This window comes from Streptomyces sp. NPDC053079 (assembly GCF_044546695.1).
Lineage (GTDB): Bacteria > Actinomycetota > Actinomycetes > Streptomycetales > Streptomycetaceae > Streptomyces.
Window position 1 is genome coordinate 489,110 of sequence record NZ_JBITZJ010000005.1, and the last position, 18,494, is coordinate 507,603.

The 18,494-nt window shown below is 72.8% G+C and carries 21 protein-coding genes and 3 tRNA genes; 15 read left to right on the top strand and 9 right to left on the bottom strand.

Translation table 11 applies throughout. The annotated features are described in order from the left end of the window. The first annotated feature begins 2 nt into the window (after positions 1 to 2). The 3 genes from ACIGXW_RS21195 (at position 3) to ACIGXW_RS21205 (ending at position 3,763) form a co-directional block, all read left to right on the top strand. Positions 3 to 503, top strand: a complete 501-nt coding sequence (locus ACIGXW_RS21195) for a GNAT family N-acetyltransferase (protein WP_399574427.1) — start codon at positions 3 to 5, stop codon at positions 501 to 503. A 9-nt stretch (positions 504 to 512) separates the two neighbouring features. Continuing rightward, positions 513 to 2,435: a DNA primase gene (gene dnaG, locus ACIGXW_RS21200; RefSeq protein ID WP_399574429.1), complete on the top strand. Its 1,923-nt coding sequence runs from the start codon at positions 513 to 515 to the stop codon at positions 2,433 to 2,435. 188 nt (positions 2,436 to 2,623) lie between these two features. Continuing rightward, positions 2,624 to 3,763, top strand: coding sequence for an RNA polymerase sigma factor (locus tag ACIGXW_RS21205; RefSeq protein ID WP_360914863.1), 1,140 nt, complete (start codon positions 2,624 to 2,626; stop codon positions 3,761 to 3,763). A 6-nt stretch (positions 3,764 to 3,769) separates the two neighbouring features. On the opposite strand, the gene ACIGXW_RS21210 is transcribed toward ACIGXW_RS21205, so the two are convergent. Together ACIGXW_RS21210 and ACIGXW_RS21215 are read right to left on the bottom strand one after the other, a co-directional pair. Beyond that, complete coding sequence (locus ACIGXW_RS21210; RefSeq protein WP_399574431.1) at positions 3,770 to 5,206, bottom strand: FGGY family carbohydrate kinase; 1,437 nt, start codon at positions 5,204 to 5,206, stop codon at positions 3,770 to 3,772. Positions 5,207 to 5,269: 63 nt separating this feature from the next. Continuing rightward, positions 5,270 to 5,557 (bottom strand): YtxH domain-containing protein, encoded by a 288-nt coding sequence (locus tag ACIGXW_RS21215; RefSeq protein WP_360914869.1) that lies wholly within the window; start codon positions 5,555 to 5,557, stop codon positions 5,270 to 5,272. A 185-nt stretch (positions 5,558 to 5,742) separates the two neighbouring features. Between ACIGXW_RS21215 and ACIGXW_RS21220 the strand changes: the two genes are divergently transcribed. The 3 genes from ACIGXW_RS21220 to ACIGXW_RS21230 all read left to right on the top strand — a co-directional run bounded on the left by ACIGXW_RS21220 (position 5,743) and on the right by ACIGXW_RS21230 (position 6,143). Continuing rightward, positions 5,743 to 5,815 (top strand) — tRNA-Asn (locus tag ACIGXW_RS21220). 5 nt (positions 5,816 to 5,820) lie between these two features. Then, positions 5,821 to 5,893: transfer RNA gene (locus tag ACIGXW_RS21225), tRNA-Asn, on the top strand. Between the two features lie 176 nt (positions 5,894 to 6,069). Continuing rightward, a tRNA-Ile gene (locus ACIGXW_RS21230) sits at positions 6,070 to 6,143 on the top strand. Between the two features lie 117 nt (positions 6,144 to 6,260). Here ACIGXW_RS21230 and ACIGXW_RS21235 read toward each other — a convergent pair. After that, complete coding sequence (locus tag ACIGXW_RS21235) at positions 6,261 to 6,776, bottom strand: DUF4396 domain-containing protein (RefSeq protein ID WP_399574433.1); 516 nt, start codon at positions 6,774 to 6,776, stop codon at positions 6,261 to 6,263. Positions 6,777 to 7,165: 389 nt separating this feature from the next. Here ACIGXW_RS21235 and ACIGXW_RS21240 point away from each other — a divergent pair, with 389 nt between their 5' ends. From ACIGXW_RS21240 to ACIGXW_RS21255, 4 genes are all read left to right on the top strand, one after another. Beyond that, positions 7,166 to 7,585 (top strand): hypothetical protein, encoded by a 420-nt coding sequence (locus tag ACIGXW_RS21240; RefSeq protein WP_399574434.1) that lies wholly within the window; start codon positions 7,166 to 7,168, stop codon positions 7,583 to 7,585. A gap of 134 nt (positions 7,586 to 7,719) precedes the next feature. Then, positions 7,720 to 8,109 carry a thioredoxin gene (gene trxA / locus ACIGXW_RS21245; protein ID WP_399574435.1) on the top strand — a complete coding sequence of 130 codons (390 nt, stop codon included), beginning with the start codon at positions 7,720 to 7,722 and terminating at the stop codon, positions 8,107 to 8,109. After that, the gene (locus ACIGXW_RS21250; protein ID WP_071966624.1) at positions 8,102 to 8,725 is read left to right on the top strand and encodes a histidine phosphatase family protein; all 624 of its coding nucleotides are present in this window, start codon (positions 8,102 to 8,104) and stop codon (positions 8,723 to 8,725) included. Before trxA ends, ACIGXW_RS21250 begins: the two co-directional genes overlap by 8 nt. A gap of 57 nt (positions 8,726 to 8,782) precedes the next feature. Continuing rightward, a complete protein-coding gene (locus tag ACIGXW_RS21255; protein WP_071966619.1) occupies positions 8,783 to 9,208 on the top strand; it encodes an OsmC family protein in 426 nt (141 codons plus the stop codon). Positions 9,209 to 9,290: 82 nt separating this feature from the next. On the opposite strand, the gene ACIGXW_RS21260 is transcribed toward ACIGXW_RS21255, so the two are convergent. Beyond that, entirely contained in the window at positions 9,291 to 9,854 is a 564-nt protein-coding gene (locus ACIGXW_RS21260) for a sortase domain-bontaining protein (RefSeq protein ID WP_399574436.1), read from the bottom strand. 125 nt (positions 9,855 to 9,979) lie between these two features. Then, positions 9,980 to 10,576, bottom strand: coding sequence for a hypothetical protein (locus tag ACIGXW_RS21265; RefSeq protein WP_071966621.1), 597 nt, complete (start codon positions 10,574 to 10,576; stop codon positions 9,980 to 9,982). Positions 10,577 to 10,758: 182 nt separating this feature from the next. Between ACIGXW_RS21265 and ACIGXW_RS21270 the strand changes: the two genes are divergently transcribed. Continuing rightward, entirely contained in the window at positions 10,759 to 11,274 is a 516-nt protein-coding gene (locus tag ACIGXW_RS21270) for an isochorismatase family protein (protein ID WP_071966625.1), read from the top strand. On the opposite strand, the gene ACIGXW_RS21275 is transcribed toward ACIGXW_RS21270, so the two are convergent. Next, complete coding sequence (locus ACIGXW_RS21275) at positions 11,271 to 11,762, bottom strand: MarR family winged helix-turn-helix transcriptional regulator (RefSeq protein WP_399574437.1); 492 nt, start codon at positions 11,760 to 11,762, stop codon at positions 11,271 to 11,273. The two genes, ACIGXW_RS21270 and ACIGXW_RS21275, sit on opposite strands and share 4 nt — an antisense overlap. Before the next feature lie 90 nt (positions 11,763 to 11,852). Here ACIGXW_RS21275 and ACIGXW_RS21280 point away from each other — a divergent pair, with 90 nt between their 5' ends. The 3 genes from ACIGXW_RS21280 (at position 11,853) to ACIGXW_RS21290 (ending at position 14,205) form a co-directional block, all read left to right on the top strand. Further along, positions 11,853 to 12,872, top strand: a complete 1,020-nt coding sequence (locus tag ACIGXW_RS21280; protein ID WP_071966627.1) for an NADP-dependent oxidoreductase — start codon at positions 11,853 to 11,855, stop codon at positions 12,870 to 12,872. Positions 12,873 to 12,920: 48 nt separating this feature from the next. Beyond that, the gene (locus ACIGXW_RS21285) at positions 12,921 to 13,349 is read left to right on the top strand and encodes an organic hydroperoxide resistance protein (RefSeq protein WP_071966628.1); all 429 of its coding nucleotides are present in this window, start codon (positions 12,921 to 12,923) and stop codon (positions 13,347 to 13,349) included. Positions 13,350 to 13,413: 64 nt separating this feature from the next. Next, positions 13,414 to 14,205 (top strand): EI24 domain-containing protein, encoded by a 792-nt coding sequence (locus tag ACIGXW_RS21290; protein WP_399574438.1) that lies wholly within the window; start codon positions 13,414 to 13,416, stop codon positions 14,203 to 14,205. Between the two features lie 47 nt (positions 14,206 to 14,252). Here ACIGXW_RS21290 and ACIGXW_RS21295 read toward each other — a convergent pair whose 3' ends face one another. Together ACIGXW_RS21295 and ACIGXW_RS21300 are read right to left on the bottom strand one after the other, a co-directional pair. Next, a complete protein-coding gene (locus ACIGXW_RS21295; protein WP_399574440.1) occupies positions 14,253 to 14,972 on the bottom strand; it encodes a carbon-nitrogen hydrolase family protein in 720 nt (239 codons plus the stop codon). A gap of 7 nt (positions 14,973 to 14,979) precedes the next feature. Further along, positions 14,980 to 16,290, bottom strand: a complete 1,311-nt coding sequence (locus ACIGXW_RS21300) for a pyroglutamyl peptidase (RefSeq protein WP_399574441.1) — start codon at positions 16,288 to 16,290, stop codon at positions 14,980 to 14,982. Positions 16,291 to 16,379: 89 nt separating this feature from the next. Here ACIGXW_RS21300 and ACIGXW_RS21305 point away from each other — a divergent pair, with 89 nt between their 5' ends. Next, positions 16,380 to 17,168 (top strand): MgtC/SapB family protein, encoded by a 789-nt coding sequence (locus tag ACIGXW_RS21305; protein WP_399574442.1) that lies wholly within the window; start codon positions 16,380 to 16,382, stop codon positions 17,166 to 17,168. Positions 17,169 to 17,511: 343 nt separating this feature from the next. Here ACIGXW_RS21305 and ACIGXW_RS21310 read toward each other — a convergent pair whose 3' ends face one another. Next, entirely contained in the window at positions 17,512 to 18,390 is an 879-nt protein-coding gene (locus ACIGXW_RS21310) for an SGNH/GDSL hydrolase family protein (protein WP_071966632.1), read from the bottom strand. Positions 18,391 to 18,494: the final 104 nt, after the last annotated feature.

Consider the following 18,494-nt stretch of genomic DNA (forward strand, 5'->3'; position numbering starts at 1 on the left):
CCGTGGCCGCCACCCCACCCCGCACCGCGACGGTCCCGGTCGCTGAGGTCTTCGCCCTGCGCCACGCGGTGCTGCGGCCCGGCCTGCCCGCCGACAGCGCCGCCTTCCCCGGGGACGACGCCCCGGGGACCTTCCACGTCGCGTCCTACGACGAGCGGGGGGAGCTCCGGGGCTGCGCGACGTTCCTCCCCGAGCCGCTGCCCGGCACGGGGGAGGAGGCGTACCGCCTGCGCGGCATGGCCAGCGACCCGGCCGTCCGCGGCCTGGGCCACGGCGCCGCCGTCCTGCGGGCCGGCCTGGCCGAGGCGGCGGCCCGCGGCGCCGCCCTGGTGTGGTGCAACGGCCGCACCCCGGCCCGCGGCTTCTACGAACACCACGGCTTCCACGCGCGGGGAGAGGAGTTCACGGTCGAGGGCGTGGGCCCGCACTTCATCTTCGCGATCAAGCTCTCCGGAGGTGCCGCCGGCGCCGACGCGGACGGGAGCGCCGGCGGGCCACCGTAGAATTCACGCGTGGCAGGCAGGATCAACGATGACGACGTGAAGGCGGTCCGGGACGCGGTCCCGATCGACGCCGTCGTGTCCGAGTACCTCCAGCTGCGCAACGCGGGCGGCGGCAACCTCAAGGGACTGTGCCCCTTCCACGACGAGAAGTCCCCGTCCTTCCAGGTCAGCCCCGCCAAGGGACTCTTCTTCTGCTTCGGCTGCCAGGAGGGCGGGGACACCGTCGACTTCATCATGAAGATCGACCACCTCTCCTTCGCCGAGACGATCGAGCGCCTCGCCTCCCAGGCCGGCATCACCCTGCGGTACGAGGAGGGCGGCTACACCCCCGGCCGCCAGCAGGGCGAGCGCATCCGCCTCGTCGAGGCCCACAAGATCGCCGCCCAGTTCTACGCCGACCAGCTCGGCAGCCCCGAGGCCGAGATCGGCCGGAAGTTCCTGGCGGGCCGCGGCTTCGACCAGGCCGCCGCCCAGCACTTCGGCGTCGGCTACAGCCCGGCCGGCTGGGACCACCTCACCCGCTTCCTGCGCGGCAAGGGCTTCAGCGACAAGGAGCTGCTCCTGTCGGGCCTCGCCCAGGACAGCCGCAGCGGCAAGCCCATCGACCGCTTCCGCGGCCGCCTGATGTGGCCCATCCGCGACATCACCGGCGAGGTCATCGGCTTCGGCGCCCGCAAGCTCCGCGACGACGACAACGGCCCCAAGTACCTCAACACCCCCGAAACGCAGATCTACAAGAAGTCGCACGTCCTCTACGGCATCGACCTCGCCAAGAAGGACATCGCCAAGACCAACCGCGCCGTCGTCGTCGAGGGCTACACCGACGTCATGGCCTGCCACCTCGCCGGCGTCACCACCGCCATCGCCACCTGCGGCACCGCCTTCGCCGGCGACCACATCAAGATCCTGCGCCGGCTGCTGATGGACAACGCCGCCTCCGAGGTCGTCTTCACCTTCGACGGCGACGCCGCCGGCCAGAAGGCCGCCCTGCGCGCCTTCGAGGACGACCAGAAGTTCGCCGCCGAGACCTCCATCGCCATCACCCCCGGCGGCATGGACCCCTGCGAGCTGCGCCTGGCCGAGGGCGACGACGCCGTCCGCAACCTCGTCGAGACCCGCACCCCGCTCTTCGCCTTCGCCATCCGCCAGGTCGTCGCCCGGCACAATCTGGAGACGGCCGAGGGCCGCGCCGCCGCCCTGGAGGCCGCCGCGCCCATCGTGGCGGGCATCAAGAACGGCGCCATCCAGCACGAGTACGCCGTCCAGCTCGCCGGCATGCTCGGCATCCTCGACACCCAGTTCGTCGTCCGCCGCGTCGCCCAGCTCGCCCGCTGGGCCCGCGACCGTGGCCAGCGCCCCGGCCAGGACCAGGGACGCGACCGGCACCGGGGCCGGCAGCCGGGAGCGGCCCCGGCCGCTCAGGCGCCCGCACAGGCCGCCCCCCGCGGCGGTCCCGCGCTCAACCTCCGCAGCCCCGCCCACCGCACCGAGCGCGAGCTGCTCAAGCTCGCCCTGCAGCGCCCCGAGCTGGTCGCCCCCGCCTTCGACGCCTACGGCGAGGACGAGTTCACCGCCCCGCCCTACGTGCTGGTGCGCCGTGCCATCGAGGAGGCCGGCGGCGTCACCCACGCCGACGACGGCTATCTGGCCAAGGTCCGCGAGGCCGCCCCCGACGACACCGTCCGCGCCCTGGTCACCGAGCTCGCCGTCGAGGCCATCCACGCCCGCACGGTCGACGAGGTCTACGCCGGCACCCAGCTGGTGCACGTACGGCTGCGGGCCGTCGAGCGCCGCATCGAGGAGGTCCAGGCCGGCCTCATCCGCCTGGGCGCCCAGGCGGCCCCCGACCACCTGGCCGCCGTGCAGAACGAGCTGTGGGTCCTGCAGCAGTACGGCAAGTCCCTCAAGGACCGCGGCGCCGAAGCCCTGTAAGCACCTTCGCGCATCGACGGTGTAAGCAGCCGGTCACGGTCCGGGCTCAGAAAGTGAGCGCACGCCCCTCGTGGCGGGCCCGCGTCGTACCCCACACTGGTGGGCGGTGCCTGAGTCCTCGGAGCGCGGCAGGCCCGGCCTGCCGGACCCGGATCCCCCCGCGAAGCCGCTCCAGCTCCCCGGCACGGGTGGCGGCCCGGCCGTCGCCGCGCCACGAAAGCTCTGCCGCATGCTCTGCCGCCTCAGCAGCGATCACCCTGGAGGTCGCCCCCGTGCAGACCCGGACCCCGACCCTGCCTCAGGCCCTGGCCGACCCGGCACCGACCGTGCCGCAGCAGGCCGAGCCGCCCGCGTCCGAGACCCTGGCCCTCGCCGACGAGACGGCCCCGGAACCGGCCGTGAAGGCCGACACCAGCGGCCCCTCCTCCGACCTCTTCCGCCAGTACCTGAGGGAGATCGGCCGCATCCCGCTGCTGTCGGCGGCCGAGGAGGTGGAGCTGGCACGCCGCGTCGAGGCCGGACTCTTCGCCGAGGAGAAGCTGAGCAGCACCCCCGACCTCGACACCCAGCTCGCCCTCGACCTCGACCGCCTGGTGGTGCTCGGCCGGATGGCCAAGCGCCGCCTCATCGAGGCCAACCTGCGCCTCGTCGTCTCCGTCGCCAAGCGCTACATCGGCCGCGGACTGACCATGCTCGACCTCGTACAGGAGGGAAACCTGGGCCTGATCAGGGCAGTTGAGAAATTCGACTACGCCCGGGGCTACAAGTTCTCGACGTATGCCACCTGGTGGATCCGCCAGGCCATGTCGCGGGCGCTCGCCGACCAGGCCCGTACGATCCGAGTCCCCGTCCACGTCGTGGAGTTGATCAACCGTGTGGTGCGTGTGCAGCGCCGCATGCTGCAGGAGCGCGGCTACGAACCCACCGCCGAGGAGGTCGCCGCCCACCTCGAGCTGACCCAGGAACGCGTCAGCGAAGTGCTGCGCCTGGCCCAGGAACCGGTCTCGCTGCACGCGCCCGTCGGCGAGGAGGACGACGTCGCGCTCGGCGACCTCATCGAGGACGGCGACGCCACCTCGCCCGTGGAGTCCGCCGCCTTCCTGCTCCTGCGCGAGCACCTGGAGGCTGTGCTCTCCACGCTGGGCGAGCGCGAGCGCAAGGTCGTCCAGCTCAGGTACGGGCTGGTCGACGGCCGGCCGCGCACCCTGGAGGAGATCGGCCGGATATTCGGCGTCACGCGCGAGCGCATCCGCCAGATCGAGTCCAAGACCCTCAACAAGCTGCGCGACCACGCCTTCGCCGACCAGCTGCGCGGCTACCTCGACTGAAGGCGCTCAGGACGCGTTGAACGCACCCGGATGGGTCTGTTCGCGCACGGTCACGTACTGCTGGCGCACCGCCTGCCCGACGCCCAGGTCATCGCCGGAGGGGTCGAAGACCTGGCTGGCGGCCGCAGGCCACAGCGGGGGCTGCTGCGGGGAGAGCACGCCCTGCTGCACGCCCAGCGACCAGGCCGCCTGCCGGGCCGCGCCCAGCGCCGCGTAGTCCGCCGGCTGCGGCACGACCACCTGCGCGCCGAACAGCGACGGCGCGATCGCCTGCACGGCCGGCAGCTCCGCCGCCGCGCCCAGCAGGAAGACCCGGCGCACCTCGACGCCGCGCCCGCGCAGCACGTCGAGGGCGTCCGTGAGCCCGCACAGCATGCCCTCGAAGGCCGCCCGCGCCAGATGCTCCGGCTTCATGCTCTCGCGCCGCAGACCGGCCAGAGTGCCCGCCGTGTGGGGCAGGTGCGGGGTCCGCTCGCCCTCGAGGTAGGGCAGCAGCACCAGCCCGTAGGAGCCCGGGGAGGACTGCAGGGCGAGCTCGGACAGGCCCGGCAGGTCCGTGCCGAGCAGCTCGGCGGTGCCCCGCAGGACGCGCACCGCGTTGAGCGTGTGCACGACGGGCAGATGCATGCCGGTCGCGTCGGCGAAGGAGGTGATGGTGCCCGTGCTGTCCGCGAGGGCCGAGTGGTGCACGGCGAAGACCGAGCCGGAGGCGCCCATGGAGATCACCGCGTCGCCGATCCCCACGCCCAGCCCGAAGGCCGCCGCCATGGTCTCGCCCGTACCGACGGAGATCAGCAGCCCCTCGGGGGTGTGACCGGCCGGCTCGGCGGGCCCGAGGACCTCGGGCAGCGCGGCCTGCCGGCCCAGCGCCAGCTCCACCAGATCCGGCCGCCAGCCGCCCGTGGCCGCCGACCAGAAGCCCGTACCGGAGGCGTCGCCGCGGTCCGTCGTGCACCGCGCCGGGCGGCCCAGCAGCTGCCACACCAGCCAGTCGTGCGGCTGCAGCACCGCGGCCACCCGCGCGGCCGACTCCGGCTCGTTGCGGGCCAGCCAGCGCAGCTTCGCCAGCGGCTGCGCCGCCTGCGGCACCGCCCCGACCGCCTCGGCCCAGGCGGCCCGGCCGCCCAGCGCGTCGGTCAGATCGGCCGCCGCGGCCTGCATCCGCTTGTCGTTGCCGAGCAGGGCGGGCCGTACGAGCACGCCGCCCGCGTCCAGCGTGAGCAGGCCGTGCTGCTGGGCGGAGACGCCGATGGCCTGCACGCCTTCCAGCAGCCCGCCGGTCGCCGCCTCGCCCAGCGAGATCAGCCACGCCTGTGGATCGCCTTCCGGCGACGACTGCGGATGGGGTGCGTAACCCTGCCGGAGCACGGCACCCGTGTCCGTATCGCACACGACGATCCGCGTGCTCTCTGAGGAACTGTCCAACCCGGCGACTATGCCCATGCCGAGATGATGCCAAACCATCGGCGCCGGACCCGCATCGGTAGGGCGTCGGCCGCCCGCCGGTCAGGTGTTGCTGGTGCCCCAGTCGTCCTCGTCGGCCGTGCGCTGCTCGCGCAGGGACCGGATCCGGCTGGTCACCGAGCCGGGCAGCCGCTCGCCGACCTTGCCGATCGCCCGGGTGGCCATCGCCCGGCCGTTCACCGCGGCCGTCTCGGCCGTGTTGCGCACCGCCGGATTCTGTGCGACCCGCTGCGCTCCCTTGCGCAGCTCCTCGTACCGCTCGCGCCCGGCGCGTGCGCCGAGCACGTACCCGACAGCCGCGCCGGTGATGAACGTCAGCCGGTAGCGCATCGCGCCCCATCCTTCCGTTGGATCCGCTGTGCTGCCGCCTACCCGGCAGGGCCGAAGGTCACTCCCGGGGCCCCGGGGGATACCGATTGGCGGAGCACCCCCCTGCTTGCGCTAATCTATGTCTCGCAGCGAGCGCCCGCCGCCCGGGAGACCGGCCGGAGGTGCATTCGAGGCATACGCGACATTCCCCTGTAGCTCAATTGGCAGAGCAGCCGACTGTTAATCGGCAGGTTACTGGTTCGAGTCCAGTCGGGGGAGCGCGGTCCCCTGTAGCTCAATTGGCAGAGCAGCCGACTGTTAATCGGCAGGTTACTGGTTCGAGTCCAGTCGGGGGAGCAGTGAGAGAGGGCCCTTCGGGGTCCTTTTTTCATTCCGGAGGGAACCGAACGGCCGTGATCGAAGTCCTCATGGTCAGACCGATCACACGATACGGCCCCTCCGGGGCAACAGATCGTATGAGCGGCTATGCTGCGGCAGACGGCGCGCACAGATGTGCGCGACGCGCCGTGAACGGGGCGGTAGCTCAGCCGGTTAGAGCAGCGGACTCATAATCCGTCGGCCGTGGGTTCGAGTCCCACCCGCCCCACACGCGCGGCTCAGGTGCAGAAACGATGCGACCTGCGTCTTCGAGGCCTCGCCCGGATGTCCGGGCGGGGCCTCGTGCTGTCCGGGGGCTGTTGGGGCCCCGGGGGGCCCGTGCGGCTCAGTGGTGGGTGTGGGCGACGGCGTGGCCCTTGCCGCGTCCGATCATCCACTTGTTCACCGGCGTGGTGACGACGAAGGCGACGGCGAAGCCGCCCAGAAGCGCGTACCAGAAGAGGGCGTCGGTGAGGTGGGCGTCCAGGGCGCCGGGCACGAGGGCGATGATCCCGTTGTCGACCAGTTCCATCAGGGCGATGGAGACGGTGTCGGCGGCCAGTGCGACGCGGACTGCGGCTTTCGGGCCCAGGCCTGCCCCGCGCACGGCGTAGAGGGTGAAGGAGTAGCCGAAGAGGAACGCCAGGACGACGGCCAGGGCCATGGTGGGCGCGTTGCCCCAGGCCAGGGCCGTGCCGACGGCCATGCCGAGGATCTCACCGATGGCGCAGCCGGTGAGGCAGTGTGCGGTGGCCCTGGCGGCCGTGCCCCAGGACGCCCTGCCCGGGCCGGGACCGGCGGCGAAGTCGTGGGCGACGGGTTCGCCGGCGGCCGTGCCGGTGCGGTGAGTGATGTGGTCCATGAGGCCCGCCTTCCTGGCTGTCTCCAGTGTGGACCGGGGCCCGGGGAGCGCACGGGCCCTGTCCGCCGACGCCTACGCGAGGAGGCGCCCACCCGTCGATCCCCCTTTAGGCGGGACCTGGGTCAGGGTCCACGCGCCTGGGCTCCGTCGTGCCGCCCGCGTATGAGACCGGCGTGAGCGGGGCGGTTCGGGACGCGTTCCTTTCCTGGTGCCGGGGCAGAGGGTGCCCGGCGCGGAGGGCGCGGCTGCACCGAGCGACCGATCCCGGCCGCCACACGCTCGGAAGGTGCTGCGCACGCCAGGATTTCGGCGTAGGTGGGAGGAGGGGCGCCGGCCTTACGTTGTGCGGGCAAGCCCTCGGAGAGGGGGCTCTCACACAGGGGGGACCTGTGCAACCCAACGAAGTACGCGTTACCCGGCTCGTCACGGTCGCGACGGGCACGTCAGTGGCAAGCAGCAAGCCGAACGCACTGCCTCTCGCCGCCTCCTTCGAGGTCATCCTGGAGGTCGCTGCAGGCAGCACGATCGGCAACTCCGGTGGCGCCTACACGCTGGAACTCACGTGCGTGGACGAGACGCTGGCGGCACCCAATGCGGTTCTTGGCTTCGTGGACGCGCAGATCTTCGACGCCGGTGACGGATGGAACCCCGACGGCGGCGCGGCGGGGAACTACGTCAAGGTCCAGCGATTCCCGTTCCCGGTGCCGGCCGCAGTCAGGCGCCACGTCCTGCGGTACACGGTCACCTTGACCAACACGGGCGGCACTGTCGCCGCCTTCGGCCAAAGCGAGTCGTTTATCCTCGTCTGACCCGAAACACGGGCGCAGTCGCCGTCGGCGGCTGCGCCCCCTGGCGCACGCGGAACACCTCGTCGCACTGCTTCGTTACTGTCAGTGAGTCACACTGGACGACGGACGAGACAACCGGAAGCGGGTGGGCGGGCATGGGTGGCAGCACCGTGGAGCTGACCAAGGAGAACTTCGACGAGGTCGTGTCCGGGGGTGGGTTCGTCCTCATCGACTTCTGGGCCGAGTGGTGCGGGCCGTGCCGGCAGTTCGCGCCGGTGTTCGAGCGGGCGGCCGGGAAGCATGCCGACCTGGTGTTCGCCAAGGTGGACACCGAGGCGCAGCCGGAGCTGGCCGCCGCGTTCGAGATCCGGTCGATCCCGACGCTGATGGTCGTGCGGGAGAACATCGCGGTGTTCGCGCAGCCCGGGGCGTTGCCGGAGGCGGCGCTGGAGGACGTGATCCGGCAGGCGCGGGCGCTGGACATGGACGAGGTGCGGGCCTCCGTGGCCGAGGAGCAGGGGCAGGCGCGCGACGGCGATGAGTGAGCTGCTGCTGATCCGGCATGGGGAGACGGCGTGGAGCCGGGACGGGCGGCACACCAGCTGGACCGACAAGCCGCTGACCGAGCGCGGTGAGCGCGAGGCGCAGCAGCTGCGGCCGTGGCTGGAGGGGCGGGACATCGGGCTGGTGCTCGCGAGCCCCATGGCGCGGGCCGCGCGCACGGCCGAGCTCGCCGGGCTGAAGGACGTACGGACCGAGCCCGACCTGTGCGAGTGGGACTACGGCGGGTACGAGGGCGTCACCACCGCCGAGATCCAGCGGAACCGGCCCGGCTGGTTCCTGTTCGACGACGGCGTCGTGCCGGGCCCGGACGGGCACCCCGGTGAGTCGCCCGGGCAGGTCGGCTCGCGCGCCGACCGCGTCCTGGCGAGGATCGGGCCCCGGCTCGAGGACCCGGCCGGCGGCGATGTCGTCCTGGTCGCGCACGCCCACTTCCTGCGGGTGCTCACGGCTCGTAGGCTCAGGCTGCCGCCTTCGGCCGGTGCGCTGTTCCGGCTGGACACCGGCACCGTCAGCCGGCTCGGCACCGAGCACGGGCGCCCGGCGCTGGTCGCCTGGAACGGGCGTGTCGGAACCGGGGCCGGCGCGGCGGGGGCATGATGATCGGGGCGTTGTCCCCGATCTTTTATATGACCCGTTCTTCACATGGAGGAACCCGTGGCCACCACCCGCATCGCGACCACCGCCTGGGAAGGCGAACTGCTCAAGGGCAGGGGCGTCGTCAGCTTCGAGTCGTCCGGCATCGGCGAGTACCCCGTCTCCTGGCCCTCCCGCGCCGAGCAGGCCAACGGCAAGACCAGCCCCGAGGAGCTGATCGCGGCCGCGCACTCGAGCTGCTTCTCCATGGCGCTCTCGCACGGTCTGACCGGCGCCGGTACGCCGCCCACCCGCCTGGAGACCAAGGCCGAGGTGACCTTCCAGCCCGGCGAGGGCATCACCGGCATCCACCTGAGCGTCCGGGGCGAGGTGCCCGGCCTGGACGAGGAGGGCTTCGTCGCCGCGGCCGAGGACGCCAAGAAGAACTGCCCGGTCAGCCAGGCGCTCGCCGGGACGACGATCACCCTGGCCGCCGAGCTCGCCTGAGCCCGGCCGGCCCCGTCGGACGACGGATCGCCCGCGCGGCGGCGGCCCCTCCCCTCCCGGGGCCGCCGCCGCGCGGGCGTTCCTACGCCACCAGCTCCGCGTACACGATGAGGCTCTCCACCGGACGGCCCTGCGGGGCCGCCTCGTCCGCGCACGTGACGAGCCGCAGCGCCTTCTCCTCGGTGTGCCCGTAGACCTTCCGGGTGGGGAAGGCGCTCCGGTCGACCGTCTCCGTGTCCGTCACGGAGAAGCGCAGCACCTTGCCGTCGCCCCGCTCCACGTTGATCACCGTGCCCTTGCCGACCTTGTGCAGGTCGCGGAAGACGGCCTTGCCGCCCCGGGGCCCGTCGTGGCCGATGATCACGGCGGCGCCCGGGGTGCCCGGCTTCGCGCTGCCCGTGTACCAGCCGGCGGTCGTGCCCTTCTCGGGCGGCGGGACCTGCACGGTGTCGTCCCCGTTGCGGCCCAGCCGGATCAGCGGGCTGGTGACGCCGATGGAGGGGATGGAGACCCGGGACGGCTCCTCGGCCCGGGCCGGGCCGCCGATGACCTTGCCGGTGCCGCCGCCCGGCGCACAGGCGGCCAGCAGGAACACCGGCAGGGCCAGCAGCAGGGCGGTCATCGGGAGGAGTGCGCGACGGGACATGCGGACCAACGTAGGAATCGGAACGTTTCCTCCGCTTCGGCCGATCGGCCAGTTCCGTCTCCCCCTGGAGGCCTACATGCCAGGCCCCCGGCGCCCGCCGTGCCCTCAGGGCGCCCGCCGCGCCCTCAGGGCACCAGTCGCTGGAAGAGCCCCCAGGTGAATTCCGCCACGTACGGTGCGCGCTGCCCGGACGCGTCCGGGGCCGTGAAGGCCAGCCGCCAGCGGGTGGGCGCCGTCCCCTCCATCGGGCGGGCGGGGGCGAAGGCCCGGGCCACCTCGTCCACCGTGCACGACCAGGGCAGCAGGTCCTCGACCGTACGCGGCGACGGGCCGCGGGCGCCGGGGGCGCGGATCAGCCACTCGTTCCACACCGCCCCGCCGGGCGCGCTCAGCACCTCGAAGCGCAGATCGGGCCAGAGCGGCACCGGCCATGTCGTCGCCTCGAAGACCAGGTCCCCTACGCGGCGCTCGCCGACGCTCTCGGGCGGGCCGAGCACGGAGCGGTAGCGGGGGCCGGCGCCGCCGCGGCGGGGGGAGCGCAGCATGGCCTGCCAGCGGCGGTTCGCCTCGCGCATCTCGGCGCGGCCCACGCCCAGTTCGCGCAGCGCGTCCTCGACCAGGCCGGGCTGGTGGTCGGCCATCCGGCGCAGCAGGACGAGCTGGAAGTCCAGGGGCCCGAAGGCGTGGGAGGCGCCGGGGCCGGGGTCTGGGGCCGGTTTCATGGGGGCCATCGTCGCGCACCCGGGGCACGTTCGGGCAACCGATGGCCAAACCCCGGCGAGTTGGCGCGTCCGTCACTCCGGTCCCGGCCGTAGCCGCCCTTTCGCGCAAGCTTTACCTCCCGTCAGCCGTGGGCTGGTCCGGAGGCCGCCCATGCCGTGGTCGTGGCCGGTACGGTCTGGCCATGACGGAAATCGACCCCCAGCGCACCGCACTCGTCCTCGTCGATCTCATGGAACGCGTCGTGGCGTTGCCCCTCGCGCCGCGTGCGGGTGACGAAGTGGCCGGTACGGCGGCGGAGTTGGCCGGCGCCTTCCGCAAGGCGGGGGCGCCGGTGGTGGTCGTGCGGGTGGAGCGGGAGGGCGTCGCGGAGCAGCCGCCCGGCAGCGGGCTGCTCGCCGGGATCGCCGAGCCGGGGGACATCGAGATCGTCAAGCGGACCGTGGGGGCGTTCCACGGCACGGAGCTCGACGCCAGGCTGCGCGAGCGGGGCGTGCGGACGCTCGTCCTGGCCGGCATCGCCACCAACCTCGGCGTGGAGTCGACCGCCCGCGCGGCCGCGGACCACGGCTACGACCTGGTCTTCGTCGAGGACGCGATGAGCGCCCTGACCGCCGAGGAGCACCGGGCGTCGGTGACGCTCGACATGCCGCGCCTGGGCACGGTCACCGCCGCCGCCGCGCTGACGCTCGTCGGCTAGGCGGACGGCGGGGGCTCCTCGCCCAGCATCCGCCGCAGCAGGTCGCGCAGGGCCGTGCGCTCCTGAGCCGACAGCCCGGCCAGCGGCTCGCGCGCGAAGTGCAGCGACTCCCGCAGCCGGGCGGAGGTGGCCAGCCCCTCGGCGGTCGGGGCGGCGAGCTTGACGCGGCGGTCGTCCGGGTCCGGGCGACGCTCGACCAGGCCCCGGGCCTCGAGGCGGTCGACGATGCCGGTGACGTTGGACGGCTCGCACTTCAGCTTCTGGGCGATCTTGCGCATGGGCATCGGCTCATGGGCCAGCAGCGCCAGCACGCGCGCCTGGGCGCCGGTGAGGGAGTGCTTGCCGGCCGCCTCCTCGTACTCCTCGTGGTAGCGCGCCACGACGGTTCCGATGAGCTCGACGACCTCCACGGTGACGGCGTCGGGCCGGGGCGCGGCGGAGGGCGCGGGAGGGTTCGCCGGGGGAGTCGGTGCCGGAGTCGGGGTCATGGGACACAGTCTACCGGGTTACTTGACAACATGAAATATCGAGGCACATGATTGTTTCATCTCCTGAAGCATAAGGAAGGTTGGTTCCCCATGACCGCCATGCCCGCCACCAGCCGCGAATGGCACCTGGTCGCCCGTCCGCAGGGCTGGCCGAAGCCCGAGGACTTCGCCCTGCGCGAGGCCGCGGTCCCCGAGCCCGCGGAGGGCCAGATCCTGGTCCGCAACATCCACCTCTCGGTGGATCCGTACATGCGCGGCCGGATGAACGACGTGAAGTCCTACATCCCGCCGTTCCAGCTCGACCAGCCCATGGACGGCGGCGCGGTCGGCGAGGTCATCGCCTCCCGGGCCGAGGGCTTCGCCCCCGGCGACCACGTCCTGCACGGCCTCGGCTGGCGCGAGTACGCCGTCGTGGACGCCCGGCGCGCCGCCAAGGTCGACCCCGGCGTCGCCCCGCTCTCCGCCTACCTCGGCGTCCTGGGCATGCCGGGCATGACCGCCTACGCGGGCCTGCTGGAGGTCGCCTCCTTCCAGGAGGGCGACACCGTCTTCGTCTCCGGCGCCGCCGGCGCGGTCGGCAGCCTGGTCGGCCAGATCGCCAAGCTCAAGGGCGCGGCACGCGTCATCGGCAGCGCGGGCTCGGACGAGAAGGTCCAGGTCCTGCTCGACGAGCACGGCTTCGACGCCGCCTTCAACTACAAGAAGGGCCCCGTCGCCGAGCAGCTGAAGGAGGCGGCCCCCGACGGCATCGACGTCTACTTCGACAACGTCGGCGGCGAGCACCTCGAAGCCGCGCTCGGCGCCCTGAACCTGAAGGGCCGCGTCACCATCTGCGGCATGATCGCCCAGTACAACGCCACCGAGCCGGTCCCCGGCCCGCGCAACATGGTCAACATCCTGGCCAAGCGGCTGCGCGTCCAGGGCATGATCGTCTCCGACCACGAGGCGCTGCGCCCGCAGTTCGTCCAGGAGGTCGGCGGCTGGATCCGCTCCGGCGAGCTCACGTACCGCGAGACCGTCGTGCAGGGCATCGAGAACGCGGCCGAGGCCTTCCTGGGCCTGCTGCGCGGCGAGAACACCGGAAAGATGATCGTCAGCCTCGACGCCTGACCTTCCTTCCCACCCCCTGAGTCAATCCCCCCTCCTAGGAGAAACGTTATGCCGATCCAGCCCGTCGAGGTCGTCTACACCGCCGTCGCCACCGCGGAGAACGGCCGTGACGGCCGCGTCGCCAGCGACGACGGCCAGCTCGACGTCGTCGTCAACCCCCCGAAGCAGCTGGGCGGCAGCGGCGCCGGCACCAACCCCGAGCAGCTCTTCGCCGCCGGCTACAGCGCCTGCTTCCAGGGCGCCCTCGGCGTCGTCGCCCGCCAGGCGAAGGCCGACATCTCCGGCTCGACCGTCACCGCGGAGGTCGGCATAGGCAAGACCCCCGACGGCGGCTTCGGCATCAAGGTCGCGCTCTCGGCCCGCATCCCGAACGTCGACGAGGCCACCGCCCGTGCGCTCGTGGAGCAGGCGCACCAGGTGTGCCCGTACTCCAACGCCACGCGCGGCAACATCGAGGTCACCCTCGACGTCGTCTGACCGGGACGAACCCGGTACACGAGCGCGACGATCGCCTTTCCACCGAGCGGCTACGCTTCCCGCCATGCGAGATCTTGTAGCGGGCATGACGTACCTGGCCAAGGGGCAGCGCTGGGTGGGCCGCAACCGCCGGCAGTGGGGGTTCGGGCTGCTGCCCGGGCTCATCACCCTGGTCGGGTACGCGGCGGCGATCGTCGCGCTCGTCATATGGGCGGACGACTTCGTCGGCTGGGCCACGCCCTTCGCCGACGGCTGGGGCTCACCCTGGCTCGGCCTCTTCCGCGGCGCCCTGACGACGGTGTTCTTCGGCGGCTGCCTGCTGCTGTCGGTGATCTCCTTCACGGCGGTGACGCTGCTGGTCGGGCAGCCCTTCTATGAGTCCCTCTCCGAGCGGGTCGACCTGGCCGAGGGCGGCAGCGCCCCCGAGTCGGGGCTGCCGCTGTGGCGGGAGCTGTGGATCTCGGCCCGCGAGAGCCTCGCGGTGCTCGTGCGGGTGGCCCTGTGGGGCGTCCTGTTCTTCGCGCTGGGCTTCGTGCCCGTCATCGGACAGACCGTCATTCCCGTGATCGGTTTCTGCGTCTCCGGCTTCTTCCTCGCCGAGGAGCTCACCGCCGTGGCCCTGCAGCGGCGGGGGGTGCCGCTCAAGGAGCGGCTGGCGATGCTGCGCTCGCGCAAGCTGCTGACGCTGGGGTTCGGGGTGCCGGTCGCTCTGCTGTTCCTGGTGCCGTTCGTGGCCGTCTTCGTGATGCCGGGGGCTGTCGCCGGGGCGACGCTGTTGGTGCGGGACCTTATGGGGGAGACCGTCGAGGGTGAGGGCGAGGGTGTGGAATCTCCCCAGCCCCGCCCCTTCCCGTAACCGGGGGCTCCGCCCCCGGACCCCCGGTCCTCAATCGCCGGAGGGGCTCACATTGAGCTGAATGCCAGGCCCGCCCTCGTCTCCGGCCCCTCCGCCAGTACCTCCCCCTCCGGGCCCCACACCGCGCTCAGCCCGCACGCGTCGTACGGGCCCGACGGGCCCACGTGGTTGGCCAGCAGGACGTGCAGGGCGTGGTCCTTCGCCAGGGACGGGAAGATCTCCGCTCGCTCGGCCTCGCCCGTGGGGCGGCCGTACAGCGAGCTCGCCAGCAGGGCGCGGCAGCCGTCGGCCGCCGCGCGGGCCGCGACGTCGGGGAAGTGGGCGTCGAAGCAGATGGCGAGGCCGAAGCCGACGCCGTCCAGGGTGAAGCGGCCGTCTTCCGTGCCCGCCGTGAAGCCCGCCGCGGCCTCCGTCTCCGTCACGTGCACCTTGTCGTAGCGCGTGAGCAGCGCGCCGTCCGGCCCGTACACGAACGAGCTGATGGTCGGCCCGGCCGGGGCCGTGCCCGCGCAGTTGACCACGGCCGCGACGCCCGCCGTCCGGCAGGCGTCGCGGACCGGGGCCAGCCGGGCGTCGTCCGGGGCCATGGTCAGCCGGCCGGGATCGGCGACGATCGCGTCGAGCTCGTAGCCCGTGACGGCGAGTTCGGCGAAGACGACGAGCGAGGCACCCCGCTCGCCGGCCCCGGCCACGAAGCCGGCCATGCGGGCGACGTTGGCGTCGATGTCGCAGGGCCGGGACGTGAACTGAGCGGCAGAAATGATCATGCGGTCATCATGACCGGCCCGTAGCCCCCACGGCCACCGAGATCACCGACCGGATCTGTGCGGTGATCGCCAGCCGGTTCCGTACGAACTCGGGGTCGGTGATCCGCCCCGTCGCGGGGTCGGTGTTGCCCTCGCCGAATCGCAGCACCGGCGTGTGCAGGTGCCCGCCCGGTACGCGCAGGCCCACGGCGTCGCGCAGCAGGGTGGCCCGGTAGGCGATCTCGTTGGAGAGGTAGTCGCCCCCGCCGCCCGCGCGGGCGGTCGAGCCCGGGGTGGGCCCGTCCGGCCGGTCCACCTCCTCGCCGCCGCCCGCCGGGATCTCGGTGACGGCGGTGTTGTCGTACACCCGGAACGGCCCGGTGGCCGCCGCCGTGATCGCGGCGTACGGCAGGCTGGTCGTCGTCCACTGCGGCTGCGGAACGACGGTCGGTACGCCGGGCGGCACGGGCACGGTCTGCGTGCGCGAGACGTTCACGTTGTCCTGGTAGCCGCCGCGCCACGCCCCGTTGGTGCGCTCGACGTCGAAGCGGTCGGGCCGGCCCTGGCTGATGGTGGTGAACAGGTCCACCCTGCCGGGCCCGGGCCGGAAGTGCGGCAGCAGGGTCCGCTCGACCGTGCCGTCGGCGAAGTCGTCCCAGCGCACCGGGAAGAGGGCCGCCTCGATGCGCGCCGGGCCCGCCGGCGTGTCGACGGTGGTGCCGTCGAGGGCGAGGGCCGCCGCCCCCGAGGGGTTGGAGCGGCGGACGTCGGAGTCGAGCTGGAACGGGTCGAAGCCGGTGATCAGGACGCGCTTGACCCCGGAGCCGGACGGCAGGGCGATCGAGTCCTGGCCCCGCGAGCCCCGCTCCACCGTCGCCACCAGCTCCGCGCGCCGCCGCTCGTCCAGCTCGAAGGCCGGCCGCCACTCGCGCAGCGCCCGCGTCATGCCCAGCCGCGCCCAGTACAGCGGCCGGTCGTCGTCCCGGCTCAGATCGCCGCCGGCGGGGCCGCGGCCCTGGACCCGGTCCACGGCCCGTCGCCACAGCTGCCGCCCGTGGACCGAGGCCAGCGTCTCGGCCTGCGCGACGGTACGGGTACGGGCCAGGGCGAGGGCGAAGCCGGGCGCCACGCTGTCGAAGCCGCTGCGGCGCAGGATCTCCTGCGGTACGGGGCCGGCCAGCCGCTGTTCCTCGACGGTGAGCGGTGCGGTGGGCGGTGCGGTGCGCGTCGCCGCCGTGGCGGGGGCGGGGAGGGCGAGGGGGGTGCAGGCGAGCAGGACGGCGCCGAGGGTGCCGAGGGTGCTCCTGCGGGATATCCGGGCGGAATCAACGGGTCTCATGAGCCGGAAGGTAACCACTGCGGCGGCATTGGCGGTAGGGGGAGGCCAACTCCCCTCGCGGACAGTCACCTTCAGGCCACAATGGCGGAATGGCAATCTCGCAGCTTCTCGCCGACCCGCTCATATCCGCCGGACGACATTTCGCTGCCCCGCTGTTCGACCCCAGAGCCGGGCAAGGCGCCCGGGAATTCGCCGAGATGGCCCTCGCGCTCCTGCTGTCCTCGCTCATCGGCCTCGAGCGCGAGCTGCAGCAGAAGAGCGCCGGTCTGCGCACGCACACCCTCGTCGGGGTGGGCAGTGCGCTGTTCATGGAGATCTCGATCCACGGCTTCGGCGCGCTGGCCGACCTCGACGGCGACGCCCGCCTGGACGGGTCCCGGGTGGCGGCGCAGATCGTCTCCGGGATCGGCTTCATCGGCGGCGGCCTCATCTTCGTCCGCCGGGACGCGGTGCGCGGCCTGACGACGGCCGCCACGATCTGGCTGACCTGCGCCGTCGGCATGGCGTGCGGCGGCGGGCTGCCGCTGCTCGCGGCCGCCGCGACCGCGGTGCACTTCCTGGTGGTGCGCGGCTTCGTGCTGCTGACCCGGCGGTTGGGAAGCGTCGAGCGGGTCGAGCTGATCCTGTCCTACCGCACGCGCCGGGGGCTGCTCGGCCGGGTGCTGGAGCTGTGCACCAAGAGCGGCTTCCGGGTGATGGACGTCCAGGTCGACGCGGAGGCCGGCGCCGGGGAGGGCCCCAAGAGCAAGGGCAAGGAGGCCGGGGTCGTGCTGAGCCTGGAGGGCAAGAGGTCGGCCCATCCGCTGGTGGAGGAGCTGACGGACTGGGACGGCATCACCGGCGTCGGGCTGCGCCCGCACGCCGACAGCGCGGAGTGAGCGGACGGGCCGCCGGTGTCCCCGGCGCGGGTGAACTCGCTTATGAGCCAGGGGCCTTCATCGGATAGCGTGCGGTCGGAGGGTGGTCGCGGTCTCCGCGCGATCCCTCCGCCTCGGCCTGGTCCCCACCGGGCGGGCTCAACGAGGCACCGGCTTCCCGGGGCGAGGGTACGGGCGCCGGTGCCACCGGCGGGGTACCGGGCCGTGAGACGGTCCGGCTCTCCGGCCGTTGCGGGGGCGGAGCCACCTGACGGGCTCCGCCCCTTCCCCGTTTCTTGTCCTCGATCGCCGGACGGGCCGGCTGTGCCGTGTCCTCGATCGCCGGACGGGCTCGAATTCAGCGCTACGGCAGCGGCTTCGGTGCCGTGATCGCGCGGTAGGCCATGCCGGCCAGTTCGACCTGGCCCTTCCTGCTGGGGTGGAACCAGTCCCACTTGCTCAGCTCCTGGCCGGTGAAGTTGTAGCCGTTCACCGCGCCGTCGTAGCGGCACAGCGCGTCCCGGCCGCAGACGTCCTTCAGGACGGCGTTGTACTCGCCGACCCTCTTGTCGACCTGGGCCCGCCGCTCCTCGGCCGCCTCGTCCGCCGCGTCGGCGTCGCGCAGCATCGACGGGCAGATCGACGCCATCTTCCAGATCTGCTTGCCGAGCATGCTCTTGCGCCCCTCCGACCACAGCCGCTTCAGGTCGGGGATGCCGGCGACGTAGACCTGGGACTTCGGCAGGGTGGAGCGCAGGGTGCCCAACGACGCCTCGAAGTCGGTGCGGAAGCGGTCCACGGGCGTCATCTGGGCCACGTCCGCGCGGCAGGCGTCGTTGGCGCCGAGCAGGACGGTCACCAGCTGCGGCTTGTGGGCCACGGCCGAGCGCATCTGCCCCGGCAGGTCGGCCATCCGCGCGCCGGTCTTCGCGTAGTTCCAGCTGCTGGTCTGCGGGGACAGCAGCAGCCGCCGGGCGAGGCTGTCGACCTCGGTGCCGGTGGCCCACGAGACCTCGGGGCAGTCCTCGAGCACGGAGCAGGCGTCGAAGCCGCGCGTGATGGAGTCGCCGAGGGAGGCCATCGAGGCCGGGCGGGGGTTCCAGGCGGGACGGGTGGGGCTCGGCTCGGCCGCCTTGGTCCCGGTGGCGCCGTCCTCGCACCCGGTCGCCAGCAGTACGGCGCCGAGCACCGCGGCGGCGGTCCGTATGCCCACGGGCCGCCTTCGCCTCCTGGTCGTCGCCATCTCGTTCCCCCTCCGGCCGGGTGATATCTGTCCGGGACCGACGGTACGTCACCCCACAGGCGCTTCCGCACGGTAGCTTTTCCCCGGTGATCAACTTGTTCCGG